This is a genomic window from Sphaerotilus microaerophilus (assembly GCF_023734135.1).
Taxonomy (GTDB): domain Bacteria; phylum Pseudomonadota; class Gammaproteobacteria; order Burkholderiales; family Burkholderiaceae_C; genus Sphaerotilus; species Sphaerotilus microaerophilus.
The window spans coordinates 1,352,224-1,378,802 of record NZ_AP025730.1 but is presented as its reverse complement, the minus strand read 5'-3'; the positions used below and the strand labels follow the sequence as shown (position 1 = coordinate 1,378,802).

General features: G+C 70.8%; 23 protein-coding genes. 5 read left to right on the top strand and 18 right to left on the bottom strand.

Annotated features, from left to right (window positions below; genetic code table 11):
• Positions 1-6 precede the first annotated feature (6 nt).
• The 3 genes from argB to NGK70_RS06070 all read right to left on the bottom strand — a co-directional run bounded on the left by argB (position 7) and on the right by NGK70_RS06070 (position 3,185).
• Positions 7-909 (bottom strand): acetylglutamate kinase, encoded by a 903-nt coding sequence (argB, locus tag NGK70_RS06080; protein WP_251972380.1) that lies wholly within the window; start codon positions 907-909, stop codon positions 7-9.
• A 114-nt stretch (positions 910-1,023) separates the two neighbouring features.
• Positions 1,024-2,559: a carboxypeptidase M32 gene (locus tag NGK70_RS06075; protein ID WP_251972379.1), complete on the bottom strand. Its 1,536-nt coding sequence runs from the start codon at positions 2,557-2,559 to the stop codon at positions 1,024-1,026.
• 131 nt (positions 2,560-2,690) lie between these two features.
• Positions 2,691-3,185: a YqaA family protein gene (locus NGK70_RS06070; protein ID WP_251972378.1), complete on the bottom strand. Its 495-nt coding sequence runs from the start codon at positions 3,183-3,185 to the stop codon at positions 2,691-2,693.
• A 108-nt stretch (positions 3,186-3,293) separates the two neighbouring features.
• Between NGK70_RS06070 and dusB the strand changes: the two genes are divergently transcribed.
• The 5 genes from dusB (at position 3,294) to NGK70_RS06045 (ending at position 7,624) form a co-directional block, all read left to right on the top strand.
• Complete coding sequence (gene dusB / locus NGK70_RS06065; protein WP_251972377.1) at positions 3,294-4,352, top strand: tRNA dihydrouridine synthase DusB; 1,059 nt, start codon at positions 3,294-3,296, stop codon at positions 4,350-4,352.
• A gap of 83 nt (positions 4,353-4,435) precedes the next feature.
• Positions 4,436-4,663, top strand: a complete 228-nt coding sequence (locus NGK70_RS06060) for a helix-turn-helix domain-containing protein (RefSeq protein ID WP_251973696.1) — start codon at positions 4,436-4,438, stop codon at positions 4,661-4,663.
• 52 nt (positions 4,664-4,715) lie between these two features.
• Positions 4,716-6,299, top strand: a complete 1,584-nt coding sequence (purH, locus tag NGK70_RS06055) for a bifunctional phosphoribosylaminoimidazolecarboxamide formyltransferase/IMP cyclohydrolase (RefSeq protein WP_251972376.1) — start codon at positions 4,716-4,718, stop codon at positions 6,297-6,299.
• Between the two features lie 19 nt (positions 6,300-6,318).
• Positions 6,319-6,867 (top strand): crossover junction endodeoxyribonuclease RuvC, encoded by a 549-nt coding sequence (ruvC, locus tag NGK70_RS06050; protein WP_251973695.1) that lies wholly within the window; start codon positions 6,319-6,321, stop codon positions 6,865-6,867.
• A 46-nt stretch (positions 6,868-6,913) separates the two neighbouring features.
• Positions 6,914-7,624 carry a dienelactone hydrolase family protein gene (locus NGK70_RS06045; protein ID WP_251973694.1) on the top strand — a complete coding sequence of 237 codons (711 nt, stop codon included), beginning with the start codon at positions 6,914-6,916 and terminating at the stop codon, positions 7,622-7,624.
• A 16-nt stretch (positions 7,625-7,640) separates the two neighbouring features.
• On the opposite strand, the gene NGK70_RS06040 is transcribed toward NGK70_RS06045, so the two are convergent.
• The 15 genes from NGK70_RS06040 to rsmH all read right to left on the bottom strand — a co-directional run bounded on the left by NGK70_RS06040 (position 7,641) and on the right by rsmH (position 26,575).
• Positions 7,641-7,826 carry a hypothetical protein gene (locus NGK70_RS06040; protein ID WP_251972375.1) on the bottom strand — a complete coding sequence of 62 codons (186 nt, stop codon included), beginning with the start codon at positions 7,824-7,826 and terminating at the stop codon, positions 7,641-7,643.
• A 29-nt stretch (positions 7,827-7,855) separates the two neighbouring features.
• Positions 7,856-8,791, bottom strand: a complete 936-nt coding sequence (gene lpxC, locus NGK70_RS06035; RefSeq protein WP_251972374.1) for a UDP-3-O-acyl-N-acetylglucosamine deacetylase — start codon at positions 8,789-8,791, stop codon at positions 7,856-7,858.
• A 184-nt stretch (positions 8,792-8,975) separates the two neighbouring features.
• Positions 8,976-10,244 carry a cell division protein FtsZ gene (ftsZ, locus tag NGK70_RS06030; protein WP_251972373.1) on the bottom strand — a complete coding sequence of 423 codons (1,269 nt, stop codon included), beginning with the start codon at positions 10,242-10,244 and terminating at the stop codon, positions 8,976-8,978.
• Between the two features lie 190 nt (positions 10,245-10,434).
• Positions 10,435-11,664, bottom strand: a complete 1,230-nt coding sequence (ftsA, locus tag NGK70_RS06025) for a cell division protein FtsA (RefSeq protein ID WP_251972372.1) — start codon at positions 11,662-11,664, stop codon at positions 10,435-10,437.
• 56 nt (positions 11,665-11,720) lie between these two features.
• Positions 11,721-12,524 (bottom strand): cell division protein FtsQ/DivIB, encoded by an 804-nt coding sequence (locus NGK70_RS06020; protein WP_251972371.1) that lies wholly within the window; start codon positions 12,522-12,524, stop codon positions 11,721-11,723.
• 28 nt (positions 12,525-12,552) lie between these two features.
• Positions 12,553-13,557: a D-alanine--D-alanine ligase gene (locus tag NGK70_RS06015; protein ID WP_251972370.1), complete on the bottom strand. Its 1,005-nt coding sequence runs from the start codon at positions 13,555-13,557 to the stop codon at positions 12,553-12,555.
• On the bottom strand, positions 13,554-14,966 hold the full coding sequence (murC, locus tag NGK70_RS06010; RefSeq protein ID WP_251972369.1) for a UDP-N-acetylmuramate--L-alanine ligase: 1,413 nt from the start codon (positions 14,964-14,966) through the stop codon (positions 13,554-13,556). Before murC ends, NGK70_RS06015 begins: the two co-directional genes overlap by 4 nt.
• Entirely contained in the window at positions 14,963-16,123 is a 1,161-nt protein-coding gene (murG, locus tag NGK70_RS06005) for an undecaprenyldiphospho-muramoylpentapeptide beta-N-acetylglucosaminyltransferase (RefSeq protein ID WP_251972368.1), read from the bottom strand. Before murG ends, murC begins: the two co-directional genes overlap by 4 nt.
• Positions 16,120-17,370 (bottom strand): putative lipid II flippase FtsW, encoded by a 1,251-nt coding sequence (gene ftsW / locus NGK70_RS06000; RefSeq protein WP_428985605.1) that lies wholly within the window; start codon positions 17,368-17,370, stop codon positions 16,120-16,122. Before ftsW ends, murG begins: the two co-directional genes overlap by 4 nt.
• A 65-nt stretch (positions 17,371-17,435) precedes the next feature.
• The gene (gene murD, locus NGK70_RS05995) at positions 17,436-19,247 is read right to left on the bottom strand and encodes a UDP-N-acetylmuramoyl-L-alanine--D-glutamate ligase (protein ID WP_251972366.1); all 1,812 of its coding nucleotides are present in this window, start codon (positions 19,245-19,247) and stop codon (positions 17,436-17,438) included.
• Between the two features lie 10 nt (positions 19,248-19,257).
• Positions 19,258-20,439 carry a phospho-N-acetylmuramoyl-pentapeptide-transferase gene (gene mraY / locus NGK70_RS05990; RefSeq protein WP_251972365.1) on the bottom strand — a complete coding sequence of 394 codons (1,182 nt, stop codon included), beginning with the start codon at positions 20,437-20,439 and terminating at the stop codon, positions 19,258-19,260.
• Positions 20,429-23,440, bottom strand: a complete 3,012-nt coding sequence (gene murF / locus NGK70_RS05985; RefSeq protein WP_251972364.1) for a bifunctional UDP-N-acetylmuramoyl-L-alanyl-D-glutamate--2,6-diaminopimelate ligase MurE/UDP-N-acetylmuramoyl-tripeptide--D-alanyl-D-alanine ligase MurF — start codon at positions 23,438-23,440, stop codon at positions 20,429-20,431. The genes mraY and murF overlap by 11 nt, the downstream gene beginning before the upstream one ends.
• On the bottom strand, positions 23,440-25,293 hold the full coding sequence (locus NGK70_RS05980; RefSeq protein ID WP_251972363.1) for a peptidoglycan D,D-transpeptidase FtsI family protein: 1,854 nt from the start codon (positions 25,291-25,293) through the stop codon (positions 23,440-23,442). The genes murF and NGK70_RS05980 overlap by 1 nt, the downstream gene beginning before the upstream one ends.
• Positions 25,290-25,589, bottom strand: a complete 300-nt coding sequence (ftsL, locus tag NGK70_RS05975) for a cell division protein FtsL (RefSeq protein WP_251972362.1) — start codon at positions 25,587-25,589, stop codon at positions 25,290-25,292. The genes NGK70_RS05980 and ftsL overlap by 4 nt, the downstream gene beginning before the upstream one ends.
• The gene (gene rsmH, locus NGK70_RS05970) at positions 25,586-26,575 is read right to left on the bottom strand and encodes a 16S rRNA (cytosine(1402)-N(4))-methyltransferase RsmH (protein ID WP_251972361.1); all 990 of its coding nucleotides are present in this window, start codon (positions 26,573-26,575) and stop codon (positions 25,586-25,588) included. The genes ftsL and rsmH overlap by 4 nt, the downstream gene beginning before the upstream one ends.
• Positions 26,576-26,579: the final 4 nt, after the last annotated feature.

Genomic DNA, 26,579 nt, shown 5'->3' with positions numbered 1-26,579 from the left:
GGGCGGTCAATGCGACCGGATCATCGTCCCGTAGGCCTGATCCGTCAGGATCTCCAGCAGCATCGCGTGCGGCACGCGGCCGTCGACGATGTGCACCGTGTTCACGCCGCTCTTGGCCGCGTCCAGCGCGCCGGCGATCTTGGGCAGCATGCCGCCGGAGATGGTGCCGTCGGCCACCAGCTCGTCGATGCGCCGCGCGGTCAGGTCGGTCAGCAGGTTGCCCTCCTTGTCCAGCACGCCCTTGATGTTGGTCAGCAGCATCAGCTTCTCGGCCTTGAGCACCTCGGCCAGCTTGGAGGCCACCAGGTCGGCGTTGATGTTGTAGCTCTCGTTGGCCGCGCCGAAGCCGATCGGGCTGATCACCGGGATGAACTGGTCGTCCTGCAGCGCCTTGACCACGCTCGGGTCGATGGACTCGATCTCGCCGACCTGGCCGACGTCGTGCTCCTTGCTCGGGTCGTCCTTGTCCAGCAGCTTGAGCTTGCGCGCGCGGATCAACCCGCCGTCGCGGCCGGTCAGGCCCACGGCCTTGCCGCCCGCGGCGTTGATCAGGCCGACGATCTCCTGCTGCACCTCGCCGGCGAGCACCCACTCGACCACGTCCATGGTCTCCTCGTCGGTGACGCGCATGCCCTGGATGAAGGTGCCCTTCTTGCCGATCTTGGCCAGCGCCGAGTCGATCTGCGGGCCGCCGCCGTGCACCACGATGGGGTTCATGCCCACCAGCTTGAGCAGCACGATGTCCTCGGCGAAGTCCTGCTGCAGCGCCGGGTCGGTCATCGCATTGCCGCCGTACTTGATCACCAGCGTCTTGCCGTGGAACTTGCGGATGTAGGGCAGCGCCTGCGACAGGATCTCGGCCTTGTCGCGCGGAACGATGTGGGAGAGGTCGATGGGCGCGTGCGTCATGGCGGGCTCCGTTGAAATCGGTTGGCAGGCAGTTCGAGGAAGAACCTTTTCAGCCGATTCTAGGGAAGCCCCAGGGCAGGGGCGCCCCTGCCTCTGCCGTGAATGCAGTCCGCCTCAGCCCAGGTAGCGCCGCTCCAGGTGCGCCCGGTAGTGCGCCGGGTTGAGCGGCTCGCCACTGGCGCGCAGGGCCAGCTCGGGCGTGGGCCAGCGCGAGGCGGGCAGCCAGATGTGCTCGCGCAGCCAGCCGAACACCGGCGCTAGATCGCCCGCGGCGATGCGCGCGTCCAGGTCGGGCGTGGCGCGGCGCATCGCGGCGAACCACTGCGCCGCGTACATCGCCCCCAGCGTGTAACAGGGGAAGTAGCCGAAGGCGCCGCTGGGCCAGTGCACGTCCTGCATCGCGCCGTCGCGGAAGTTGCCCCGCGTGTCCACGCCCAGGTAGGCCGCCATCTTCTGATCCCAGAGCGTGGGGATGTCCTCCACCTCGATCTCGCCGCCGATCAGGGCCTGCTCGATCTCGAAGCGCAGCATCACATGCGCCGGGTAGGTCAGCTCATCGGCATCGACGCGGATGAAACCGGGGTGCACCCGCGTCAGCAGGCGCGCCAGGTTGGCCGGCGCGAAAGCCGCCTGGTGCCCGAAGTGCTGCTCGATCAACGGCACCAGCAGGCCGATGAAACCGGGGTGCATGCCCAGCTGCATCTCGAAGGACAGGCTCTGGCTCTCGTGGATGCCGAAGGAGCGCGCCCGGGCCACCGGCTGGCCGAGGAGGCTGCGCGGCAGGCTCTGCTCATAGCGGGCGTGGCCGGTCTCGTGGATCACGCCGTACAGCGCCTGCTGCAGGTCGTCGTCGAGGTAGCGGGTGGTCAGGCGCACGTCCTCGGGCACGCCGCCGGAGAAGGGGTGGGTGCTCTCGTCGAGCCGCCCGGCATCGAAGTCGAAGTCCAGCAGCCGCATCGCCGCCTCGCCCAGCGCCTTCTGCGCCGCCCGGTCGAAGGGCCCCGTCGGGCGCAGCACCGTCTCGCCGGCCTGGCGCTCACGCACCCGCGCGATCAGGTCCGGCAGCCAGCCGCGCAGGTCGCCAAACAGCCGCGCCAGTTCAGTCGCACGCATGCCGGGCTCGAAGCGGTCGATCAGCGCGTCGTACGGCGCCAGCCCGGTGGCCTGCGACAGGCAGATCGCCTCCTCGCGGGCGATGCGCACCACCGGGCGCAGGTTCTCGACGAAGCCGGCCCAGTCGTTGGCCGGGCGCTGCGTGCGCCAGGCGTGCTCGCAGCGCGCGGTCGCCAGGGTGCGCTGCTCGACCAAGCCGCCCGGCAGCGCGTTGTTGGCCACCCAGTCGCGCCGCATCTCGCGCAGGTTGGCACGCTGCAGAGGGTCCAGCGGCTCCTGCTCGGCGCGGTCGAGCAGCTCGGGCAGGAGCGGATCGGTGGCCAGGCCGTGCAGCAGCGAGCCTAGCTCGGCCAGCGCGGCGGCGCGCGCCTCGTTGCCCTTGGGCGGCATGTTGGCGGCCTGGTCCCAGCCGGCGATGGAGCCGAGGTGCTCCAGGCGCCAGGCACGCTCGTTGCGGCGGGTCAGCTCGTCGTAGGCCGGGGTGGTGGGTGCGGTCGTGCCGTTGGTCATGCCGGTGCTTGTGCTGGTGGGCGTCATCGTCGGGGCTCCTGGTGCGCAGTATGAACGGCGCCCGCCGATCGGCTCTCCCGCCAAAGGGGGAAGGCCGCAGACCCGCGAGGGGCAAGGCGCACACCCGGGCCGCCTGGATCCGTTCGGACCGGACGGCATCAGGGCGTGAACGTGCCCGGGAAGAACCACAGCAGCGCCGCGGTCATCACCACGTAGCGGCCGAACTTGCCGATCGCCATGTAGAGCACGCAGGGCCAGAAGGGCAGGCGCAGCCAGCCGGCCACGGCGCACAGCGGGTCACCGACCACCGGCAGCCAGCTCAGCAGGCAGGCCTTGGCGCCAAAGCGCTGCAGGATGACCAGCGCGCGCACCTCGGGGCTGTGGTGGGTGACGCTCTCGTAGGCCTTCTCCGCCCCCCAACCCATCCACCAGGAGATCGCCCCGCCCAGCGTGTTGCCCGCGGTGGCCACCAGCACGGCCGGCCAGAACAGCTCCGGGTTGAGCTTGACCAGGCCGAACACCGCCGGCTCGGAACCCAGCGGCAGCAGCGTGGCGGAGATGGTGGCGACGATGAAGACGGTCGACAGCCCGTACTGCGGCAGCGCGAGCGCCGTGAGCAGGGAGGCGACCAGGGATTCGAGCCAGGCTTCCATCGGATCATTGTCCTCGTTGCGGGTCGACACAGGATCGCGCCGGGGATCGTGCAAAGGTTCACGCCGCTATACTCCTGCCTCCTTTTGCAGCACCTCACGCCCCGCCCCATGCACATCGGGCCCCACGAACTGCCGAACCGCCTGTTCGTCGCGCCGATGGCCGGCGTGACCGATCGCGCCTTCCGCCAGCTCTGCAGGCGCCTGGGCGCGGGCCATGCGGTCAGCGAGATGGTGAGTTCGCAGCCCCAGCTGCGCGACAGCCGCAAGACCCGCCACCGCCTGAACCACCAGGGCGAACCGGGCCCGATCGCGGTGCAGATCGCCGGCACCGAACCGCAGGTGATGGCCGAGGCCGCGCTTTTCAACATCGACGCGGGCGCGCAGATCATCGACATCAACATGGGCTGCCCGGCCAAGAAGGTGTGCAACGTCTGGGCCGGCTCGGCGCTGATGCGCGACGAGCCGCTCGCGCTGGCCATCGTCGAGGCCGTGGTGGCCGCCTGCGCACCGCGCGGCGTGCCGGTGACGCTGAAGATGCGCACCGGCTGGTGCGAGGCCGAGCGCAACGCGCTGCGCCTGGCCCGCGCCGCCGAGTCCGCCGGCATCGCGCTGCTGACCGTGCATGGGCGCACCCGCGAGCAGGGCTACAAGGGCGCGGCCGAGTACGAGACCATCGCTGCGGTGAAGGCCGCGCTGCGCATCCCGGTGGTCGCCAACGGCGACATCGACGGGCCCGAGAAGGCCGCCGCCGTGCTGGCCGCCACCGGCGCTGACGCGCTGATGATCGGCCGTGCCGCCCAGGGCCGGCCCTGGATCTTTGGCGAGATCGACCATTTCCTGCGCCACGGCGAGCACCGTGCCCCGCCCGCCACCCAGGCGGTGCGTGGCTGGCTGCTGGCCCACCTGGACGACCACTACAGCCTCTACGGCGAACACCTGGGCGTGCGCAGCGCCCGCAAGCACATCGGCTGGGCCGTGCATGCCCTGCCGGGTGGGGGAACCTTCCGCGCGGCGATGAACCGCATCGACAGTGCCCGCGCCCAGCACGAGGCGCTCGACCACTTCCTGGGTGAACTGGCCGAGCAGCACCCGAGCTGGCCGCTGCCCACCGCTGCCGATCCCCTCGCCGCGAATCAAGCCCTCTTCGAACTGGACCACGCCGCATGAGCAGCGACGACACCCTGCAGCCGACCGATGCCTCCCACCCCGCCGCCACGCCGGACGCTGCTGCCCCTGCCGACGCCGCACCCCTGCCCATCGACGCTGCCGTGCGCGCCAACCTGGGCATCTACTTCCGCGACCTCGAAGGCATGGAGCCCAACGGCCTGTACGACATGGTGATCAAGGCCGTGGAGCGCCCGCTGCTGGAAGTCGTGCTGGCCCAGGCCGAAGGCAACCAGAGCCGCGCCGCCGAGTGGCTGGGCATCAACCGCAACACGCTGCGCAGGAAACTCCTGGAGCACAAATTGGCCGAATGAGCCGGGCTCCCTCGACGCGTCCCAAACAACTCACTTCCTACCTGAACACACCATGACCACCGCCCTGCTCTCGGTCTCGGACAAGACCGGCATCGTCGAATTCGCCCAGGCCCTGCACGGCCACGGCATCCAGCTGCTGTCCACCGGCGGCACCGCCAAGCTGCTGGCCGGCGCCGGCCTGCCAGTGACCGAGGTGAGCGAGATCACCGGCTTCCCGGAGATGCTCGACGGCCGCGTCAAGACCCTGCACCCGCGCGTGCACGGTGGCCTGCTGGCGCGCCGCGATGTGCCCGAGCACATGGCTGCGCTCAAGGAGCACGGCATCGGCACCATCGACCTGCTGATCATCAACCTGTACCCGTTTGCCCAGGCCACCGCCAAGGCGGACTGCACCTTCGAGGACGCGATCGAGAACATCGACATCGGTGGCCCGGCCATGCTGCGCGCCGCGGCCAAGAACTGGCAGGACGTGGGCGTCGTGATCGACCCGGCCGACTACCCGCAGGTGCTGGCCGAGCTCGCTGCCTCCAACGGCAGCAGCCTGACGCGCGCCACCAAGTTCAGGCTGGCCAAGAAGGTGTTCTCGCACACCGCCGCCTACGACGGCATGATCAGCAACTACCTGACCGCCATCGAGCCGGGCGCCGAGGAAAACACCGCCGCCGTGCCGAAGCGCGAGGAGTACCCCGCCGTCTTCAACCTGCAGCTGCACAAGGTGCAGGGCATGCGCTACGGCGAGAACCCGCACCAGTCGGCCGCCTTCTACAAGGAGGCCGCCCCGGCCGCCGGCCTGCTCGCGGGCTGGACCCAGATCCAGGGCAAGGAACTGAGCTTCAACAACATCGCCGACGCCGATGCGGCCTGGGAATGCGTCAAGGCCTTCGACGTGCCGGCCTGCGTGATCGTCAAGCACGCCAACCCCTGTGGCGTGGCCATCGGCGCGACCCTGCTGGAAGCCTATGAGAAGGCGCTCAAGACCGACCCGACCTCGGCCTTCGGCGGCATCATCGCCTTCAACCGCCCGCTGGACGCCGACGTGGTCGAGAAGATCAACGCCAACAAGCACTTCGTCGAAGTGGCGATCGCCCCGGCCATCACCCCGGCCGCCCGCGCCGCCTACGCCAGCAAGGTCAATGTGCGCCTGCTGGAGGTGCCCATCACCACGGCCGTCAACGCGCTGGACTTCAAGCGCGTGGGCGGCGGCATGCTGCTGCAGTCGGCCGACAACGTGGACATCGTCGGCGAGGTCAAGGTGGTCACGAAGCTGGCGCCGACCGAGCAGCAGATGCAGGATCTGCTGTTCGCCTGGAAGGTGGGCCGCTTCGTCAAGAGCAACGCCATCGTCTTCTGCAAGGACGGCATGACCTTCGGCGTCGGCGCCGGCCAGATGAGCCGCCTCGACTCGGCCCGCATCGCCAGCATCAAGGCCCAGGCCGCCGGCCTGAGCCTGCAGGGCACCGCGGTGGCCAGCGACGCCTTCTTCCCATTCCGCGACGGCCTGGACGTGGTGGTCGATGCGGGCGCCACTAGCGTCATCCACCCGGGTGGCTCGATGCGCGACCAGGAGGTGATCGACGCCGCGAACGAGCGCGGCATCGCGATGGTCTTCACCGGCACGCGCCACTTCCGCCACTGACCCAGCGCGCATGGCCGTCCTGCGCATCCTTGGCATCGACCCCGGGCTGGCCACCACCGGCTTCGGGCTGATCGACGCGGACGGCCAGCGGCTGGCCTACGTGGCCAGCGGCACGGTGCGCACCAAGGAGGCCGCACTGGGCGACCTGCCCGGGCGGCTGAAGATCCTCTTCGACGGCATCCGCGAGGTGGTGGACACCTACCAGCCGGACTGCGCGTCGGTGGAAATCGTCTTCGTCAACGTCAACCCGCAGAGCACGCTGCTGCTCGGCCAGGCCCGCGGCGCGGCGCTGACGGCGCTGGTGTCCAAGGACCTCGCGGTGACCGAGTACACCGCGCTGCAAATGAAGAAGGCCGTGGTCGGCCACGGCCAGGCGCGCAAGGCGCAGGTGCAGGAGATGGTCAAGCGCCTGCTGAACCTGGCCGCCGCGCCACCGCAGGACGCCGCCGACGCGCTCGGCCTGGCGATCGCCCATGCCCACGCTGGCGCCTCCATGGCCGCGCTCGGCAAGGTGACCGAACTGACCCGGCGGCAGCACGCCCACTTCCGCGGCGGACGGGTGTATTGACACACTCTCACCCAGGATCAGGACGAAGACCATGAGTGACTCTCCCATCCGCACGCAGTGGATCCGCCTCGGCGAGGCCGGCGTACTGCCCTTCGACGCCTACCTGGCCCTGCCGCCCGCCGGTCACGGCCCCGGGCTGTTGCTGCTGCAGGAGATCTTCGGCGTCAACGCGCACGTCCGCGCCGTGGCCGAGCAGTACGCGCTGGCTGGGTACGTGGTACTGGCGCCGGACCTGTTCTGGCGCCAGGCGACGCGCATCGAGCTGGGCTATGAAGGGGCGGAGCGTGATCGGGCGATCGCGATGATGAAGGCCGCGGCGCCGGCGGAACTGGGCGCGGACGTCGCCACCGCCATGCAGGCGCTGCGCGCGCGGCCCGAGGTGGCGGGGCGCCGCGCCGGTGCCATCGGCTACTGCATGGGCGGCCGGCTGGTCTGGGCAGCGGCAGCCGCCGGGCAGGTCGATGCCGCGGTGGCCTACTACGGCGGTGGCATCCAGGACCAGCTGCAGCTCGCGCCCGCCGTCGGCTGCCCCATCCAGCTGCACTACGGCGACCGCGATGCCGCGATCCCGCTGGAGGCGGTGGAGCGGGTGCGCGACGCACTGCAGCCGCAGATCGAAGCGAACTCAGCCGAGGTGCACGTCTACGAGCAGGCCGGCCACGGCTTCAACTGCTGGGCCCGCCCGGCCTACCAGCCGGCAGCCAGTGCGTTGGCGCTGGGCCGCTCGCTGACCTTCCTGGCGCAGCGGTTGTTCTGATCCGACCGGAGCGGGTTCACACCGCGATCGCGATGCGCTCCAGCAGCAGCACGGCAAAGAAGGCCAGCCCGGCGATCACGGTCCACTTCAGGATCAGCAGGCCGCGGCTCATCCAGCGGCGGTCCTGCGTGCCGATGTAGAGCGCAAAGCTCAGTGCCGAGCCCACCAGCAGCCCGATGATGACGAAGCGGAAGATCAGCATGGTGGCTCAGTGGCGTATCGGTGGGCAGCTCACCAGGCCGGGGCCAGTTCGGCGAAGCCGGCCGGGGCACGGGCCTCGTCCTCGAAGGTGACGATCTCCCAGGCGCTCTGGTCATCCAGCAGCGCGCGCACCAGCCGGTTGTTGAGCGCGTGGCCGCCGCGGAACGAGCTGTAGGCGGCCAGCAGCGGCTTGCCGGCCAGGGCCATGTCGCCGATGGCGTCGAGGATCTTGTGCTTGACGAACTCGTCGTCGTAGCGCAGCCCCTCGGCATTGAGCACGCGGTAGTCGTCCACCACGATGGCGTTGTCCATGCTGCCGCCCAGTGTCAGGCCGCGCGAGCGCATCATCTCCACGTCCTTGGTGAAGCCGAAGGTGCGCGCCCGGGCGATGTCGCGCCGGTACTGGCCGCTGCCCATGTCAAAGACGTAGCGCTGCCCGGTGGCGTCCAGCGCGGGGTGGTGGAACTCGATCTCGAAGCCGAGCTTGTAGCCATGGTAGGGCTCCAGCTTCGCCCAGATCGCGCTGGACCCCTCACCCTGGCGCACCTCCACGGGCTTCTTCACCTTGATGAAGCGCTTGGGCGCGTTCTGCAGCTCGATGCCGGCGCTTTGCAGCAGGAAGACAAAGGAGGCGGCCGAGCCGTCGAGGATGGGCACCTCGTCGGCGGTGATGTCGATGTACAGGTTGTCCAGCCCCAGGCCGACACAGGCCGACAGCAGGTGCTCGGTGGTCTGCACCTTGGGTGCACCCGGGTCGCCGCCGACCGAGATCGTCGAGGCCATGCGGGTATCGCAGACCATCGTCGCCAGCGCGGGGATGTCCATCGGCTCGGGCAGGTCGGTGCGGCGGAAGACGATGCCGGTGTCCGGGGCCGCCGGTCGCAGCGTGAGTTCGACCTTCTGTCCGCTGTGCAGGCCCACGCCCACGGCGCGGGTCAGGGACTTGAGCGTGCGCTGTTTGAGCATTCCGTGATTTTAGGCGGCGCCCCTTTTCCTGTGGGTGTCCAGCGGGTGTCCGGAAGCATCCGGTTTCCTGTTGCCGCCATGACGAACACCCCGGCACCTGGGGCGGGCGCCGGGGTGAGAGCGGAGGAGCAAGGATCACTGCGTGATGAGCAAGCGGCCAACCGGCAGCTCACCCACCCCCGCCTCAGTCGGCCTGCTTGCGCAGGAAAGCCGGGATCTCGATCTCTTCCATGCCGTTGGACGCCAGCGCGTCCACCCGGGCCGCGGCCTGGGTGCGGTTGGTGCGCCAGACGCTGGGCACGGCGTAGTCCGGCGCGGCGCCGACGCCCGGGTGCGAGGGCTGCACCGGCGAGTTCAGCGGCTGGGTCAGCACCGGGATGTTGTCGGTGCCGGTGCGCTGCTGTGGCTGCATGTGCGCCTGGGCAACCTGCGCATGGACATGGGCATGGGCGTGCACCTGGGTGTTCTGCACCACGCTGATCGGCGCGGCCACGCGCTTGGCCGGGGCCAGGCCGGTGGCGATCACGGTCACGCGCAGGGCGTCGCCCAGGGTCTCGTCGTAGGCGGTGCCGAAGATGACGTGCGCATCGTCCGCGGCGTAGCGGCGGATGGTGGTCATCGCGTTGCGGCTCTCGGCGAGCTTGAAGGTCTGCTTGCTGGCCGCGATCAGCACCAGCACGCCGCGCGCGCCGGACAGGTCGATGCCCTCCAGCAGCGGGCAGGCCACGGCGGCCTCGGCGGCCTTGGTGGCGCGGTCCGGGCCGCTGGCGGTGGCCGTGCCCATCATCGCCTTGCCGGGCTCGCTCATCACGGTCTTGACGTCTTCAAAGTCGACGTTCACCAAGCCCGGGATGTGGATGATGTCACTGATGCCACCCACGGCGTTCTTCAGCACGTCGTTGGCTTCGGCGAAGGCCTGCTCCTGGGTGACGTCGTCGCCCATGACTTCGAGCAGCTTCTCGTTGAGCACCACGATCAGGCTGTCGACGTTGGCCTCCAGCTCAGCCAGGCCGGCGTCGGCCTGCTTCATGCGGCGGTTGCCCTCGAACTCGAAGGGCTTGGTCACCACGCCGACCGTCAGGATGCCCATGTCCTTGGCCAGGCGGGCGATCACCGGCGCGGCGCCCGTGCCGGTACCGCCACCCATGCCCGCGGTGATGAACACCATGTGGGCGCCTTCGAGCGACTGCCGGATGCGGTCGGTCGCCTCTTCGGCGGCCGCACGGCCGGCGTCCGGGCGCGAGCCCGCGCCCAGGCCGGTGTGGCCCAGCTGCAGCAGACTGTGCGCCTGGGAGCGGTTCAACGCCTGTGCGTCGGTGTTGGCGCAGATGAACTCCACGCCCTGCACCCCCAGGTTGATCATGTGGTCCACGGCATTCCCACCGCCGCCACCCACGCCGATCACCTTGATCTGCGTACCCATGTTGAACTCTTCGATCATCTCGATACCCATGCCGTTCTCCTTGCTTGCTCCGTACCGGCCGCCTTTGCCGGCCCGCTCATCTCTTGAAACACCCCGCCGGCCATGACCCCGCCCGTGGATCGGGCCTCTGCGCGGACCTCGCACACCGGCTGTTCGGCGAGGTCCCGGACCCTTGTCGCTGTCGTGAAAACCTGTTCTGCCATCGTGATCGACCTCCCCGTCAGAAACTCTTGAGAAACCAGTCGCGTGCGCGACCGAACAACCCTTGCCCGCCACCGGTCTGCTGCGCGGCCTTCATGCCGCGCGCGCGCGCCAGCCGGGCCTCTTCGAGCAGGCCCATCGCGGTGGCCGAGCGCGGGCTGGCCACCATGTCGTAGAGCGCGCCGCCGTAGGTCGGCAGCCCCTTGCGCACCGGCTTGAGGAAGATGTCCTCGGCCAGCTCGACCATGCCCGGCATCACGGCCGAGCCACCGGTCAGCACGATGCCCGACGAGAGCAGCTCCTCGTACCCGCTTTCGCGAATGACCTGGTGCACGAGCGAAAAGATCTCTTCCACGCGCGGCTCGATCACCCCCGCCAGCGCCTGGCGGCTGAGCATGCGCGGCGCGCGGTCGCCCAGGCCCGGCACTTCGAGCTGCTCGACCGGGTCGGCCAGCAGCTGCTTGGCCACGCCATGCTCGACCTTGATCTCCTCGGCGTCCTTGGTCGGGGTGCGCAGCGCCATCGCGATGTCGCTGGTGATCAGGTCACCGGCGATCGGGATCACCGCGGTGTGGCGGATCGCCCCGTCGGTGAAGATCGCCACGTCGGTGGTGCCCGCACCGATGTCCACCACCGCCACGCCCAGGTCCTTCTCGTCGGCGGTCAGCACCGACAGGGCGGACGCCGCCGGGTTGAGCACCAGCTGCTCGACCTCCAGGCCACAGCGGCGCACGCACTTGACGATGTTCTCCGCCGCGCTCTGCGCCCCGGTGGCGATGTGCACCTTCACTTCGAGGCGGCCACCGCTCATGCCCACCGGCTCCTTGACCTCGTGGCCGTCGATCACGAACTCCTGAGGCTCCACCAGCAGCAGGCGCTGGTCGTTCGGGATGTTGACCGCCTTGGCCGTCTCGACCACGCGGGCCACGTCCACCGGGGTGACCTCCTTGTCACGCACGATCACCATGCCGGTGGAGTTCATGCCGCGCACGTGGCTGCCGGTGATGCCGGTGTAGACACGGCCGATCTTGCAGTCGGCCATCATCTCCGCCTCTTTCAGCGCCTGCTGGATGGACTGCACCGTCGCGTCGATGTTGACCACCACGCCGCGCTTGAGCCCGTGCGATGGGGCCACGCCCAGCCCGGCCAGGCGCAGCTCGCCACCGGGCTGCACCTCGGCCACGACCGCCATCACCTTGGCGGTGCCGATGTCCAGTCCGACGACGAGATCCTTGTATTCCTTGGCCATTCCTGTTCCTCGCGGGCGCATGGGTCTGCCTGCCGTTGCTTCCTGTCTCGCCGTGTTCAATGCTTGCGGCCCGCCGCTGGCGTGCCTTCTTCCGTGGTCCCCAGACCGGCCAGCCGCAGCGAGTAGCCCTCGTTGTGGCGCAGGTCGGCGTATTCGATGGCGCGGTTCTCGTGCCGGGCCCGCACCTGGCCCACCGAGGCCAGGAATCGCCGCGTGCGCTGCAGCACCTCGTCGGGCTCGCCGCGGCCGAGCTCCAGCTCGCCGCCCGTGTCCAGCCGGGCTCGCCAGGAGCCGCCGCTGGTCAGCGCCAGGTGGCTCAGGGTGGCCTGCAGCGGCGCAAACTCCGGCGCCAGGCGCTGCCACATCGCCAGCACCCGCGCGGCGCTGCCTTCCGGGCCGCGCAGCGTGGGCAGGGGCTCGTCCTCGACATCGCCGACGTTGGCCTCGAAGACCTCGCCGTGGTGGTTGACGAGCAGGTCGTCGCTGTCGTCGCGCTCCCAGAAGGCCACGGGGCGGTGCTCCTCCAGCCGCACCACCAGCTGGTTCGGCCAGACGCGCTGCACCTGCGCGCGGCGCACCCAGGGCACCGCCTCGAAGGCACTGCGCGCAGTCTGCAGGTTCATCGTCAGGTAGTTGCCCTGCAGCTGCGGCAACGCATGGGCGCGGATGCTCGCGGCACTGTTGTGCTGCACCTCGCCCTCGATGCGGATGTGGCGCAGCGCCAGCCAGGGCGACTTCGCCAGCCACACCCCCGCCGCGACGAGCAGCGCCAGCCCCGCCAGCGCGAACAGCAGGTTCGCGCCCAGGCGCATCAGGCGCACATCGGCGGGCAGGAAGGTGGGGGCGGCGAGCGTGGCCATGGTGTGGGTTCGGGCGTGATCCCCGGCGTCAGCCGAGGTGGCTCTCCGCCCCGGTGGGCACCGCGACCGCCGGGCGGGCGTCGTCCAGGCGCGCCTGGGCCAGCAGGTGCAGGCACAGGTCCTCGTAGCTGATGCCGGCCGCGCGGGCGGAGATGGGCACCAGCGAATGCCCGGTCATGCCCGGCGAGGTGTTCATCTCCAGCAGGAAGGGTTTGCGGTCGGACGCGCGGATCATCAGGTCCGCGCGGCCCCAGCCGCGGCAGCCCAGCGCGCGGTAGGCCGCCACGACGATGCGCTGGATCTCGCGCTCCTCGGCCTCGGGCAGGCCGCTCGGGCAGAGGTAGCGCACCTCATCGGTGAAGTACTTGTTCTGGTAGTCGTAGCCGGCCTCGGGCGGCTGGATGCGCACCACCGGCAGCGCCCGCGCCTCGGCGCCCTCGCCCAGCACCGGGCAGGTCACTTCCTCGCCGTCGATGAATTCCTCGCAGAGCACGTCGGGGTCGTAGCGCGCGGCCAGCTGCACGGCGTCCTGCATCTCGGAGTAGCCATGCACCTTGGTCACACCGATCGAGCTGCCCTCGCGGGGGGGCTTGACGATGAGCGGCAGGCCCAACTCGTCAGGCACCGTGCGCACGCGCTCGCGCTGCTGCTCGTCCACGCCCAGGCGCACCCAGCGCGGCGTGGGCAGGGCCTCGGCCAGCCAGACGCGCTTGGTCATGACCTTGTCCATCGCGATGGCCGAGGCCATCACGCCCGAGCCGGTGTATGGGATGCCCAGCAGCTCCAGCGCGCCCTGCACCGTGCCGTCCTCGCCGTGGCGGCCGTGCAGCGCGATGAAGCAGCGCGCAAAGCCCTCGGCCTTCAGCTCGGTCAGCGCGCGCCCGGCGGGATCGAAGGCCTGCGCGTCCACGCCCTTGGCGCGCAGCGCCGCCAGCACGCCGCCGCCCGAAAGCAGCGAGATCTCGCGCTCGGCGGAGGTGCCGCCCATCAGCACGGCGACCTTGCCCAGGGCCTGGATGTCGGCGGGCGTCATGCGCGCTCCTTCAGCAGCTCGACCACCTTGGCCGGCACGCCGCCGATCGAGCCGGCGCCCATCGCGATCACCACGTCGCCGGGCAGCGCATGCTCCACGATGGCCTGCGGCAGCTCGGCGATGTCATCGACGAAGAGCGGATCGACCTTGCCCGCCACGCGCAGCGCCCGCGCCAGGGCGCGCCCGTCGGCCGCGACGATCGGCGCCTCGCCGGCCGCGTAGACCTCGGTCAGCCAGACCGCGTCGGCGGTGCCGAGCACCTTGACGAAGTCCTCGAAGCAGTCGCGCGTGCGGGTGTAGCGGTGCGGCTGGAAGGCCAGCACCAGCCGCCGGCCCGGGAAGGCGCCGCGCGCCGCAGCGATCACTGCCGCCGTTTCCACCGGGTGGTGACCGTAGTCGTCGATCAGCGTGAACGTGCCGCCGCCGTTGGCCGCCGGCAGATCGCCCCAGCGCTGGAAGCGCCGGCCCACGCCGCTGAACTTCGCCAGCGCAGCGACGATCGGCTCATCGGCAATCTCCAGCTCGGTGGCCACCGCGATGGTCGCCAGCGCGTTGCGCACGTTGTGCTCGCCGGGAAGGTTCAGCGTGATGTCCAGATCAGGCAGCGTCACTCCGTTGCGGCGTTGCACCGTGAAGCGCATCTGCCCGCCGGGCAGTGCCTGCACGTTCACCGCGCGCACCTGCACGTCCTCGCCCAAGCCGTAGGTGATCACCGGACGCGAGATCATCGGCATGATCGAGCGCACGCCGGGGTCGTCGGCGCAGAGCACCGCCGCACCGTAGAAGGGCATCTTGTGCAGAAAGTCGACGAAGGCCTGCTTGAGCCGGGCGAAGTCGTGCCCGTAGGTGTCCATGTGGTCGGCGTCGATGTTAGTCACGACGCTGAGCACCGGCAGCAGGTTCAGGAAGGAGGCGTCGCTCTCGTCGGCCTCCACCACGATGTAGTCGCCCTTGCCAAGTGCCGAGTTGGCGCCGGCCGAGTTGAGCTTGCCGCCGATCACGAAGGTCGGGTCCACGCCGGCCTCGGCCAGCACGCTGGTGACCAGCGAGGTGGTCGTGGTCTTGCCGTGCGTGCCGGCGATGGCGATGCCGCGCTTCAGGCGCATCAGCTCGGCCAGCATCACTGCGCGCGGCACCACCGGGATGCGCTTGGCACGCGCGGCGATCACCTCGGGGTTGTCGCCCTTGACCGCGGTGGAGGTCACCACCGCCTCGGCGCCCTCGATGTGCGCAGCGTCATGCCCGATGGCGATGCGGATGCCCAGGTCGGCGAGGCGGCGTGTCACCGCGCCATCGGCCTGGTCGGAGCCCGACACCACGTAGCCCAGGTTGTGCAGGATCTCGGCGATGCCCGACATGCCGGCACCACCAACGCCCACGAAATGGATGTGCTTGACCGCGTGTTTCATGCCGCAGCCTCCTTGGAAACCAGTGATTCGATCTCGTCGGCCACGCGCGCGGCCGAGCGGGGTTGGGCCAGCGAGCGGGCCTGTTCGGCCAGCTGCAGCAGCCGGGCGCGGTCGAGGTGGCGCAGCATATCGGCCAGGCGCTCGGGCGTCAGCTCGGCCTGGGGCAGGTGGATGCCGGCCTGGTGGCTCGCCAGCCACTGCGCGTTGTCGCGCTGGTGGCTGGTGGTGCTGACGATCAGCGGCACCAGCACCGCGGCCACGCCAGCAGCGCAGAGCTCGCTCACCGTCACCGCGCCGGCGCGGCAGATCACCAGGTCGCACTCGGCCAGGCGGCGTGCCATGTCGTCGATGAAGGGCAGCAGCTCCGGCACCGGGCCGCTGTGGTCGTGGTGATTGCCGTGGTGATTGGCATGGTGATCATCGAGCAGGTCGGCGCGGCGGTAGGACTCGCGCACCGTCTCGATGTGGGCCAGCCCGGTCTGGTGGGTCAACTGCGGGCGCTCGGCCGGTGCGAGGCGGGCCAGCGCGGCCGGCAGGGTGTCGTTGAGCACCTTGGCGCCCAGGCTGCCGCCCAGCACCAGCACCCGCAGCGGGCCGCTGCGGCCGGCAAAGCGCTGCGCGGGCGGCGCGATGGCCTCGATCTCGGCGCGCACCGGGTTGCCGGTCACGACCGCCTGCGGCACCGAGCGGGCCGCCTCGCCGTCAAAGCCGAAGGCGACCCGGTCCGCCCAGCGCAGCAGCGAGCGGTTGGACAGCAGCAGCGCCGCATCCGCGTTGACCAGCACCAGCGGTTTGCGCAGCAGCCCGCGCGCCACCAGCCCGGCCGGGAAGCAGACGTAGCCGCCCATGCCCAGCACGGCCGTGGCCGCACGGCGGCGCAGGATGCCAAAGCTCTCGGCCAGCGCACGCAGCAGCTGCCAGGCACCGCGCAGCATCCCGAAGGCGCCCTTGCCGCGCAGGCCGGCAAAGCCAATACGGTCCAGTTCGATGCCGCTGGGCGGCACGAGGCGGTTCTCCATGCCCGCGGGCGTGCCCAGCCAGCTCACCGTCCAGCCGCGCGACTGCATCTCGCGCGCCACGGCCAGGCCCGGGATCACGTGCCCGCCGGTGCCGGCGGCGGCGATGACGAGGTGACGGGGGGAGGTCACGACGGTCATGCGCGCCCCCCTCGCATCAACTGCCGGTTCTCCATGTCCACCCGCAGCACCACCGCCAGGGCGATCACACACAGCAGGATCGCCGAGCCGCCGTAGCTCATCAGCGGCAGCGTCAGGCCCTTGGTGGGCAGCACGCCCAGGTTCACGCCCATGTTGATGAAGGCCTGGCCGCCCATCCACAGGCCGATGCCCTGCGCGGTGAGGCCGGCGAAGACGCGATCCAGCGCGATGGCCTGGCGGCCGATCACGAAGATGCGCCGCACCATCCAGAAGAAGGCCAGGATCACCGAGGCCACGCCGATCAGGCCGAGTTCCTCGCCGATCACGGCGAGCAGGAAGTCGGTGTGCGCTTCGGGCAGGTAGTGCAGCTTCTCGATCGAGCTGCCCAGCCCCTGGCCGAAGACCTCGCCACGGCCGAAGGCGATCAGCGAGTGCGTCAGCTGGTAGCCCTTGCCCTGAGCGTACTTGGGATCCCAGGGGGTGATATAGGCAAAGATGCGCTCGCGCCGCACCTCCGAGAAGGTGATGATCAGCACGAAGGTGCCCAGCAGCACCAGCGTGACGATCAGGAACATGCGTCCGTTCACACCGCCGAGGAAGAGGATGCCCATCGCGATCATTGCGATGACGATGAAGGCGCCCATGTCCGGCTCGGCCAGCAGCAGCAGGCCCACCACGCCGAGCGCGACCGCCATCGGCAGCACCGCGCGCATGAAGCTTTCCTTCAGGTCCATCTTGCGGACCATGTAGTTGGCCGCGTAGAGCACCATCGCGAGCTTGGCGAACTCGCTGGGCTGGAAGTTCATCACCCCCAGCGGGATCCAGCGCCGCGACTTGTTGACCACCTTGCCGATGCCCGGGATCAGCACCAGGATCAGCAGGATCAGCGCGGCCACGAAGATCCAGGGCGCCGCCCGCTCCCAGGTGCGCAGCGGGATCGCCAGGCACACCGCCCCGGCGATCACCGCCAGCACGATCGAGAGGATGTGGCGCGTCAGGAAGAAGGTGGGCGAGTAGTTCTCGAACTTCGGGTTGTCCGGCAACTGGATCGAGGCGGAATAGACCATCACCAGGCCGAGCGCCAGCAGCCCGCCGATCACCCAGGCCAGCGCAGCGTCGAAGCCGACCCACTGTGCCCGCTCGCCGCCCGACAGGCCCATGCCGTCGCGCACCGGCACGCCGGCCAGGCTGCGCGGGCGCAGCACCGCGGCCACCTGGTCGCCAAAGGCCAGCAGGCGGTCGCTCATGCGGCGCAGCCGGCCAGGCTGCGGACGGCTGACGTTGGCGCGGTTCTCGAACGTGGCGTCGCGGCTCATGCCATGAACTCCCCACGCTCGGCAGCCAGTTCAGCCACCGTGTCGGCAAAGACCTGCGCCCGGTGGGCGTAGTTGCGGAACATGTCCAGGCTGGCGCAGGCCGGGCTGAGCAGCACCGCGTCGCCGCTGCGCGCCTGCTCGAAGCACCAGCGCGTGGCCTCCTCCAGGCTGGCAAAGGCCTGCTGCGGCACCTCGGTGCCGGCCAGCACGTCTGCGATGACCGCCGCATCGCGGCCGATCAGCGCCACCGCGCGGGCATGCTCGGCAATGGCCGGCGCCAGCGGGCTGAAATCCTGCCCCTTGCCGTCGCCACCCAGGATCACCACCAGCTTGCCGGGGGCCTTCTCGGGCCCCAGGCCGTTGAGCGCCGCCACGGTGGCGCCGACGTTGGTGCCCTTGCTGTCGTCGTAGGCCTCGATGCCGCCCAGCGACTTCAGGTACTCGACTCGGTGCGGCTCGCCGCGGTACTCGCGCAGCCCGTGCAGCATCGGCGCCAGCGGCAGGCCGGCGGCCGAGGCCAGCGCCAGCGCGGCCAGCGCGTTGGCGGCGTTGTGACGGCCGCGGATGCGCAGCGCATCGGCGGGCATCAGGCGCTGCAGCAGGAGGTCGACCTCGGCGTCGCGCGCGGACGCGCGGCGGCCGCGGGTGGCGCCGGCCTGCGTCTCGTCGCTCTCATGCGCGCGCACCAGCCAGACCATGCCGTTTTCGGTCACCAGGCCCCAGTCGCCTGGATGGCGCGGCGCGTCCAGGCCGAAGCGCTGCACGCGGCGCGGCGTCCACCTGGGCTGCGCCTTCAGCGGCTTGCCGGCGCGGCTCAGCTCGGGCGCGGGCGGCTGCGGCAGCATCGCCTCGACCAGCGCATCCTCGCGGTTGATCACCATCAGCGCGGACTTGCCGAAGATGCGCGCCTTGGCATCGGCGTAGGCGGCCATCGAGCCATGCCAGTCCAGGTGGTCCTGGGTGACGTTGAGCACCGCCGCGGCGGTGGGCTCGAAGTTGTGCACGCCGTCGAGCTGGAAGCTCGACAGCTCCAGCACCCAGACCTGCGGCAGCTGCGCGAATTCGGGCGGCGGCGGGGGCGGCGGCACCAAGTGCGGGGGCGGCCCGCCACCTTCGATGATCTCGTCCAGCGAAGGCTCGGAGGCCATCTCAGTCTCGGGCTCGGGCTCGGCTTCGGGCTCGATCTGGACCTCATCGACGGGCTCCGCGACACCTTCGGCCTGCGCCGGCTCGGCAGCGCCCGCGTCCACCGACTCGGCAGAAGTCGATGCGCCCAGCGGCGTCAGCTCGCCCTGCGCGTCCAGCGCCGCGCCCAGCGTGTCGAGCAGGGTCGGCCCGATGTTGCCGGCCAGGCCGACGGTCCGGCCGGCGCGCTCGACCAGCAGCGCCGTCAGCGAGGTGGTGGTGGTCTTGCCGTTGGTGCCGGTGATCGCCAGCACCTTGGGCGCATAGCCGCAGGCCGCCTTCAGGTCGGCCAGCGCATGGGCGAACAGCGCCAGCTCGCCCAGCACCTGCAGACCGCGCGCTTCGGCGGCGTCCAGCAGCAGCTTCACGGCGGGGTCGAGCGGCGACAGGCCCGGACTCTTCAGCACCCACTGCATGCCGTTGAGCAGCTCGGGCGCGAAGGCACCGCAGCGCAGCTCGGCGCCCGGCACGCCTTCGGCCAGCTTGCCGGCCTGCGGCGGCGCGCTGCGTGTGTCGGCCACGCGGATCGCCGCCGCACCGCAGCGGCGCAGCCAGCGCGCCATCGCCAGGCCGGAATCGCCCAGGCCCAGGATCAGAACGGATTGGTCGCGGAGGAAGTTCACGGCTTCTTCCTCACCGGAGTTTCAGGCTGGCCAGGCCGATCAGGCACAGCAGCATCGTGATGATCCAGAAGCGCACCACTACCTGGGTCTCTTCCCAGCCCTTCTTCTCGTAGTGGTGGTGCAGCGGCGCCATCAGCAGGATGCGCTGGCCGGTGCCGGTCTTCTTCTTGGTGTACTTGAACCAGCCGACCTGGATCATCACCGACAGGGCCTCGACCACGAAGATGCCGCCCATGATGCCGAGCACGATCTCCTGGCGCACGATCACCGCGATGGTGCCCAGCGCGCCGCCCAGGGCCAGCGCGCCCACGTCGCCCATGAACACCTGCGCCGGGTAGGCGTTGAACCAGAGGAAGGCCAGCCCCGCCCCGGCCATCGCGGCACAGAAGATCAGCAGTTCGCCGGCGCCGGGGATGTGCGGCAGCAGCAGGTACTTCGAGAACACCGACGAGCCCGTGGCATAGGCGAACAGGCCCAGTGCGGCGCCCACCAGCACCACTGGCATGATGGCCAGGCCGTCCAGGCCGTCGGTCAGGTTGACCGCGTTGCTGGCACCAACGATGACGAAGTAGCTCATGAAGATGAAGCCGAACACGCCCAGCGGGTAGCTCACCGTCTTGAAGAAGGGCACGATCAGGTCGGCCTTGGGCGGCAGGTCGTTCGAGAAGCCCGAGGCCACCCAGCGGCCGAACAGCTCCAGCACCCGCACGGCCGAAACCTCGGACACGCTGAAAGCCAGGTAGATCGCCGCGATCAGCCCGATCAGCGACTGCCAGAAGTACTTCTCGCCCGAGCGCATGCCCTCGGGGTTCTTGTCGACCACCTTGCGCCAGTCGTCCACCCAGCCGATCGCGCCGAAGCCGAAGGTCACCACCATCACGATCCAGACGAAGCGGTTGTTCCAGTTGAACCACAGCAGCGTCGACACCGCGATCGCCAGCAGGATCAGCACCCCGCCCATCGTGGGCGTACCGGTCTTGACCAGATGGCTCTGCATGCCGTACTCGCGCACCGGCTGGCCGATCTTCAGCGCCGTCAGGCGGCGGATCACGCCCGGGCCCAGCGCCAGGCCGATCAGCAGCGCCGTCATGGCCGCCATCACGGCGCGGAAGGTGATGTACTGGAACACGCGCAGGAAGCCCAGCTGTTCCGGATAGAGGCTCTGCAGCCAGGCGGCGAGGCTAACCAGCATGCGCTGCTCCTCCGGTTGCCCCCGCCTGGCGCAGAGCCGCAACCACTTGTTCCATCTTCATGAAGCGCGAACCCTTGACCAGCACCGAGCGGGCCGGGGGTGCCTTCGCCATCTCTGCCACCGCCTGCAGCAGCGCCGCCGTGTCGGCGAAGGCGCGCACCGCGGTCGCGCCGCCAGCGGCTGCACCGGCAGCAACACAGGCCGCCGCAGCGTGCCGGGCCAACGTGCCGGCGCACCAGAACGCCTCGATGCCGCGCTCGGCCGCGAGCGCACCGACCTCGGCATGGAAGGCCGGGCCCTGGTCGCCCACCTCGCCCATGTCGCCCAGCAGCAGCCAGCGCGGCGCCGGCAGGTCGGCCAGCACCTCGATGGCGGCGCGCACCGAGTCGGGGTTGGCGTTGTAGCTGTCGTCCACCAGCGTCACGTCGCCGGCCGGCGTGTGCAGCAGCTCGACCTGCGAGCGGCCTTTCACCGGGGCGAAGGCCTGCAGGCCGCGCACGATGTCGTCCAGCGGGCAGCCTGCGGCCAGCGCACAGGCCGCCGCGGCGAGCGCATTCTTGACGTTGTGCCGCCCAGCCACCGCCAGGCGCAGGTCGGCGTCGCCCGCCGGGGTGTGCATGCGCACGGCCCAGTGGTCGCCGGCCCAGGTGGCCTGGGCACTCAGATCCGCCGGTTGATCGGCCTGCTCGCCCTCCAGCGTGGGGGCCAGCGCGAAGGTCAGCACGCGGCGTGCGCCGGCCAACTCGCGCCACAGCGGCGTGTAGGGATCGTCGGCCGGGAACACCGCCACGCCGTCGGCCGGCAGCGCCGTGAGGACCGCGCCGTTCTCGCGCGCCACCGCCTCCACCGTTTTCATGAATTCCTGATGCTCGCGCTGGGCGTTGTTGACCAGGGCGACGGTGGGCTGGGCGATGGTGGCCAGCTCGGCGATCTCGCCCGGGTGGTTCATGCCCAGCTCGATCACCGCGGCACGGTGGTGGGCGCGCAGGCCCAGCACCGTCAGCGGCACGCCGATGTGGTTGTTCAGGTTGCCAGCGGTGGCGTGCGCGGTCGCGCCGCGCCAGGCGCGCAGGATCGAGGCGATCATCTGCGTCACCGTGGTCTTGCCGTTGCTGCCGGTCACGCCGACCAGCGGCAGCGCCAGGCTGGCACGCCAGGCGGCGGCCAGCTGCTGCAGGCCAGCCAGCGCATCGGGCACTTCGAGCCCGCTCAGCCCGGCCGAGGCCAGGCCGCGCTCGGCCAGTGCGGCGACCGCCCCGGCGCCACGCGCCTGGGGCAGGAAGTCGGCCGCGTCGAAGCGCTCACCCCGCAGCGCGATGAACAGATCCCCCGCGCGCAGGCTGCGCGTGTCGCTGTGCACGCGGCGGCAGACCGTCGTTGCATCGCCGACGAGCTTCGCCTGCGGCAGGCGCGTGGCCAACATCGCATGCAGCTCGCCCAGCGGCGGCAGCGCGGCCTGCGCGGCGCGGCGCTGCAGCGCCTCGGTGGCGACGGCGGCGTCGAGGAAGGGGCGCTTCACGCCGCCCGCGTCCTGGTAGTCCTCGTGGCCCTTGCCCGCCAGCAGCAGCACGTCGGCCGGTGCCGCCTCGGCCAACGCCAGCGCGATCGCCTCCCCGCGGTCGACCACCGTGCGCACGCGCGCCGGGCCGCTGCAGCCCGCCGCCACCTGGGCGACGATCGCCGCCGGGTCTTCGAGGCGCGGGTTGTCGCTGGTGACGATCACCTCGTCGGCGCGCTCGCTGGCGATGCGGCCCATCACCGGGCGCTTGATCGCATCGCGGTTGCCGCCGCAGCCGAACACGCACCACAGCCGCCCGCCGCGGGCCCGCGCAAAGGGGCGCAGCGCCTGCAGCGCCTTGTCCAGCGCGTCGGGCGTGTGGGCGTAGTCGACCACCACCTGCGGCAGATCGGCACCGCAGTCGTCCAGCGCCGGCACGCGGTCCATCCGCCCAGGCACGGGCGTGAACTCGGCCGCCAGCGCCGCCACCTGCGCCAGCGGCAGGCCCAGCGCACGCAGCCCGCCCAGCACGGCCAGCAGGTTGCTGACGTTGTAGTCGCCGATCAGCGTGCTGCGCAGCTCGGCCCGGTCGACCGCACCGCCAGCGGCGGTCTCGACCAGCGCAAACGCCAGACCGCCTGCCTCGTAGCGCACCGCCTCGGCACGCAGCCGCGCCGGCACGCCAGGCTGCTGGCTGTAGGTCCACATGTCCAGCCGGCCCTCGCGGCCCAGTTCGCTGGCCAATTCGGCGCCCTTGGCGTCGTCCAGGTTCACCACCGCGGCGCGCAGGCCGGGCCAGTCGAACAGCCCGCGCTTGGCTGCCCAGTAGGCGTCCATGCTGCCGTGGTAATCGAGGTGGTCGGGCGTGAAGTTGGTGTACAGCGCCACCTGGATGCGCGCGGCCGCCAGGCGCTGCTCGACCACGCCGATCGACGAGGCCTCCAGCGCACAGGCCGCAAAGCCGGCCTGCCCGAAGGCGCGCAGGCTGCGGTGCAACGTGAGCGGATCGGGCGTGGTCAGGCCGGTGGCCACGACAGCGGCCTGCGGGGTGAGCCGCGTTGGCGGCTCACCCACGCCCAGCGTGCCGACCACGCCGCAGCGCTGGCCGGCCAGGCTGAGCGCCTGCGCGGTCCACCAGGCGGTGGAGGTCTTGCCGTTGGTGCCGGTGGTGGCGACCAGGCTCAGGCGGGCCGAGGGCTCGCCGTACCAGGCGTCGGCGATCGCGCCGGTGGCTGCCTTCAGGCCGGGCAGCGCAGCGATGCGCTCGTCGTCGAAGCCCCAGGCCTCCAGCCCATCGGCCTCGACCAGGCAGGCCGCGGCGCCCGCCGCCAGCGCAGCGGCGACGAAGGCCCGGCCGTCGTGCGCGTAGCCCGGCCAGGCGATGAAGGCCTCGCCGGGCGCGACCTGGCGGCTGTCGGTGCGCAGCTCGGCCGTCGCGGCCACGCGAGCGCGCAGCCAGGCCACCGCCTCGGCCGCGCTGGTGAGGAAGCGCTGCGCCGCCATCAGAAGGACTCCTGTTCGGCCGGCGCAGCCTGGGCGCGCGCGACGATCTGCGGCTGCACCGGCATGTCCGGCGGCACGCCAAGGATCTGCAGGCTGCGCTGCACCACCGAGCTGAACACGGGCGCAGCGACATCGCCACCGAAGTAGCGGCCGTTGCTCGGCTCGTCGACCATCACCGCCACCACCACGCGCGGCGCGCTGATCGGCGCGATGCCGACGAACCAGGCGCGGTACTTGTTGCCCGCATAGCCGCCGCCTTCCTGCTTGTGCGCGGTGCCGGTCTTGCCGCCCACCGAGTAGCCGATGGCCTGTGCCTTCGGGGCGGTGCCGCCCTCGCCGGCCGCCATCTGCAGCATCTTGCGCACCGAGCGCGCCACCTCGGGTGAGAACACCGGGGCGCCGCCCGCGGCGTGCTCGGCGCGCAGCAGCGTCATCGGTGCCACGTCGCCATCCCGGGCGAACACCGTGTAGGCGCGCGCCAGCTGGAACAGCGAGGTGGACAGGCCGTAGCCGTAGCTCATGGTGGCCTGCTCGATCGGCCGCCAGCTCTTGTAGGGGCGCAGCCGGCCCGAGGCCATGCCCGGGAAGGGCAGCGCCGGCTTCTGGCCGAAGCCCACCGCGCTGAAGGTCTCCCACATCTCGCGCGGCTGCATCTGCATCGCCATCTTGACGGTGCCGACGTTGCTGGACTTCTGGATCACCTGTTCCACCGACAGCGCACCGTGCGGGTGGGCATCGTGGATGGTCGAGCCGGTGATGCTGATGCGCCCGGGCGCGGTCTGGATCACCGTGTCGGGACGCACGCGGCCGGTCTGCAGCGCCAGCGCGGCGATGAAGGGCTTCATCGTCGAGCCGGGCTCGAAGGTGTCGGTGACCGCGCGGTTGCGCAACTGCGGCCCGCTCATGCTGGCGCGCTCGCCCGGCACGTAGCTGGGGTAGTTGGCCAGCGCCAGCACCTCGCCGGTCTGGGTGTCGAGCACGACCACGCTGCCGGACTTGGCTTTGTGCTCCACCACCGCGTCGCGCACACGCTGGTAGGCGTAGAACTGCACCTTGGAGTCGATGGCCAGCGCGATGTCGCGGCCGTCCTCGGCGTCGACCATCTCGCCCACGTCCTCGACCACGCGCCCCAGCCGGTCGCGCACCACGCTGCGGCTGCCGGAGCGGCCCTGCAGGTCCTTCTGGAAGGCCAGCTCGACGCCCTCCAGGCCACGCTCCTCGATGTTGGTGAAGCCCACGACGTGCGCCGCCGACTCGCCCTCGGGGTACTGGCGGCGGAATTCGCGCTGCACGTACACGCCCTTGGCGCCCAGCGCCTTGACCTGCGCGGCCACCACCTCGTCCACCTGCCGGCGCAGCCAGACGAAGCCGCTCTTGCCGGACAGGCGGCGCGCCAGGTCGTTGGCGGGCAGCCCCAGCAGCTTGGCCAGTTCACGCTGCTGCTCCGGGCTGACCTTGGCCTCGCGCGGCACGGCGAACACCGATGGCGCCGGCACGCTGGCCGCCAGGATCTGGCCATTGCGGTCGACGATGCGCCCGCGGCTGGCCTGCAGCGCGAAGGTGTGGCCGTAGCGGATCTCGCCTTCTTTCTGGAAGAAGGCCGGGTTGATGACCTGCACATACAGGGCCCGCCCCGCCAGCACGCAGAACCCCAGGCCCAGCCCGAGCACGAGCAGGCGCGAACGCAGCGGCGGCGTTTTGGCCGCCAACAGCGGGCTGGTGGCGTAGCGCACCGCCTGGGCCTCGTTGGCGGTCGGCCGCTCGCGCCGACGCGCGCCGGCACGGTTGCGCGCCACGGGGGCGAGGCGGCTGCGGGCGCCGGCGGCGACGCGCTGGAGGAATGAGCCCTTCATGGCCGGCCTCCCTGCGCCGCGGCCGCGGTGCGGGCCGGGTCGGTCACGTACTCGGTCACTGCCGGCGTGGCCGCGCGCATGCGCAGCTCCTCGCGGGCCACGCGTTCGACGCGCAGGCTGGTGGCGTAGGCACGGCGCGCCACGTCCAGGCCCTCGGCCTCGACGTCGAGCTGGTGCGCCGCGTTGCGCTCGCGCTCCAGCGCGGCGTAGAGGCGGCGCGACTCATAGGAGGTCTGCACGAGGTAGATCGCGCTGCACACCAGCACCACCAGGAGCAGCAGGTTCAGCCGGGTCATGCGCGCCTCCGCGACGCCGGGGCCACCGGCACCTCAGGCAGCGGCGCGTCGGTGCGTTCGGCCACGCGCAGGATGGCCGAGCGCGAGCGCGGGTTGGCCTCGACCTCGGCCTCACTCGGCTTGATGCGTGCCACCGCATGCAGCAGCGGCGCCGCCCCCACGGCCAGCGGCATGCGTCGGTCGTAGGCCTCGCGCGAATGACGCGCGATGAAGGTCTTGACGATGCGATCCTCCAGCGAATGGAAGCTGATCACCACCAGCCGGCCGCCGGGCGCCAGGCGGGCCAGCGCCGCATTCAGACCCTGTTCGAGCTCCTCGAGCTCAGCGTTGACGAGAATCCGTAGAGCCTGAAACGTGCGCGTTGCAGGGTCCTGGCCGCGCTCGCGGGTCTTGACCGCGCGAGCCACGACCTCGGCAAGCTCGGCGGTACGCCGAACTGGAGCCCCAGCTTCGCGGCGAGCGACAAGCGCCTTTGCAATCGCAGCAGCAAACCGTTCTTCTCCGAGATCACGTATCACCTCCGCGATGCGCCGCTCGTCGGCGCGTTCAAGAAACTGGGCCGCGCTCTCGCCGCGGGTGGGATCCATGCGCATGTCCAGCGGCCCGTCGAAACGGAAGCTGAAGCCACGCTCGGGGTTGTCGATCTGGGGCGAGGACACGCCCACGTCCAGCAAGATGCCGTCGAGCTGCGCCACGCCGGCGGCGTCCAGCACGGCAGGGAAGTCGGCGTAGCGGGCGTGCGCGATCGAGAAGCGCGCATCGTCGATGCGCTGCGCCCCGGTGGAGGCATCGGCCAGGGCCTCGGGGTCGCGGTCGGTCGCCAGCAGGCGGCCGGTGGGCGACAGCTGCTGCAGGATCAGGCGGCTGTGGCCGCCGCGCCCGTAGGTGCCGTCCAGGAAAATACCGTCCGGGCGCTGGACCAATGCGTCCACCGCCTCGTGCAGCAGGACGGTGCGGTGCTGCCAAGGAGTCATCGGGTTGTCCATGGCG

What these genes read in the sequence shown, in the direction of transcription:
- NGK70_RS06040 (WP_251972375.1), bottom strand. Translation starts at nt 7,826, where the DNA reads ATGCTGATCTTCCGCTTCGTCATCATCGGGCTGCTGGTGGGCTCGGCA.
- NGK70_RS06070 (WP_251972378.1), bottom strand. Translation starts at nt 3,185, where the DNA reads ATGGAAGCCTGGCTCGAATCCCTGGTCGCCTCCCTGCTCACGGCGCTC.
- ftsL (WP_251972362.1), bottom strand. Translation starts at nt 25,589, where the DNA reads ATGACCCGGCTGAACCTGCTGCTCCTGGTGGTGCTGGTGTGCAGCGCG.
- lpxC (WP_251972374.1), bottom strand. Translation starts at nt 8,791, where the DNA reads ATGCTCAAACAGCGCACGCTCAAGTCCCTGACCCGCGCCGTGGGCGTG.
- ftsZ (WP_251972373.1), bottom strand. Translation starts at nt 10,244, where the DNA reads ATGGGTATCGAGATGATCGAAGAGTTCAACATGGGTACGCAGATCAAG.
- NGK70_RS06015 (WP_251972370.1), bottom strand. Translation starts at nt 13,557, where the DNA reads ATGACGCCCGCCGACATCCAGGCCCTGGGCAAGGTCGCCGTGCTGATG.
- murG (WP_251972368.1), bottom strand. Translation starts at nt 16,123, where the DNA reads ATGACCGTCGTGACCTCCCCCCGTCACCTCGTCATCGCCGCCGCCGGC.
- murF (WP_251972364.1), bottom strand. Translation starts at nt 23,440, where the DNA reads ATGGCGGCGCAGCGCTTCCTCACCAGCGCGGCCGAGGCGGTGGCCTGG.
- purH (WP_251972376.1), top strand. Translation starts at nt 4,716, where the DNA reads ATGACCACCGCCCTGCTCTCGGTCTCGGACAAGACCGGCATCGTCGAA.
- NGK70_RS06075 (WP_251972379.1), bottom strand. Translation starts at nt 2,559, where the DNA reads ATGACGCCCACCAGCACAAGCACCGGCATGACCAACGGCACGACCGCA.
- ftsW (WP_428985605.1), bottom strand. Translation starts at nt 17,370, where the DNA reads ATGAGCGACCGCCTGCTGGCCTTTGGCGACCAGGTGGCCGCGGTGCTG.
- murC (WP_251972369.1), bottom strand. Translation starts at nt 14,966, where the DNA reads ATGAAACACGCGGTCAAGCACATCCATTTCGTGGGCGTTGGTGGTGCC.
- NGK70_RS05980 (WP_251972363.1), bottom strand. Translation starts at nt 25,293, where the DNA reads ATGAAGGGCTCATTCCTCCAGCGCGTCGCCGCCGGCGCCCGCAGCCGC.
- mraY (WP_251972365.1), bottom strand. Translation starts at nt 20,439, where the DNA reads ATGCTGGTTAGCCTCGCCGCCTGGCTGCAGAGCCTCTATCCGGAACAG.
- rsmH (WP_251972361.1), bottom strand. Translation starts at nt 26,575, where the DNA reads ATGGACAACCCGATGACTCCTTGGCAGCACCGCACCGTCCTGCTGCAC.
- argB (WP_251972380.1), bottom strand. Translation starts at nt 909, where the DNA reads ATGACGCACGCGCCCATCGACCTCTCCCACATCGTTCCGCGCGACAAG.
- NGK70_RS06020 (WP_251972371.1), bottom strand. Translation starts at nt 12,524, where the DNA reads ATGGCCACGCTCGCCGCCCCCACCTTCCTGCCCGCCGATGTGCGCCTG.
- dusB (WP_251972377.1), top strand. Translation starts at nt 3,294, where the DNA reads ATGCACATCGGGCCCCACGAACTGCCGAACCGCCTGTTCGTCGCGCCG.
- ftsA (WP_251972372.1), bottom strand. Translation starts at nt 11,664, where the DNA reads ATGGCCAAGGAATACAAGGATCTCGTCGTCGGACTGGACATCGGCACC.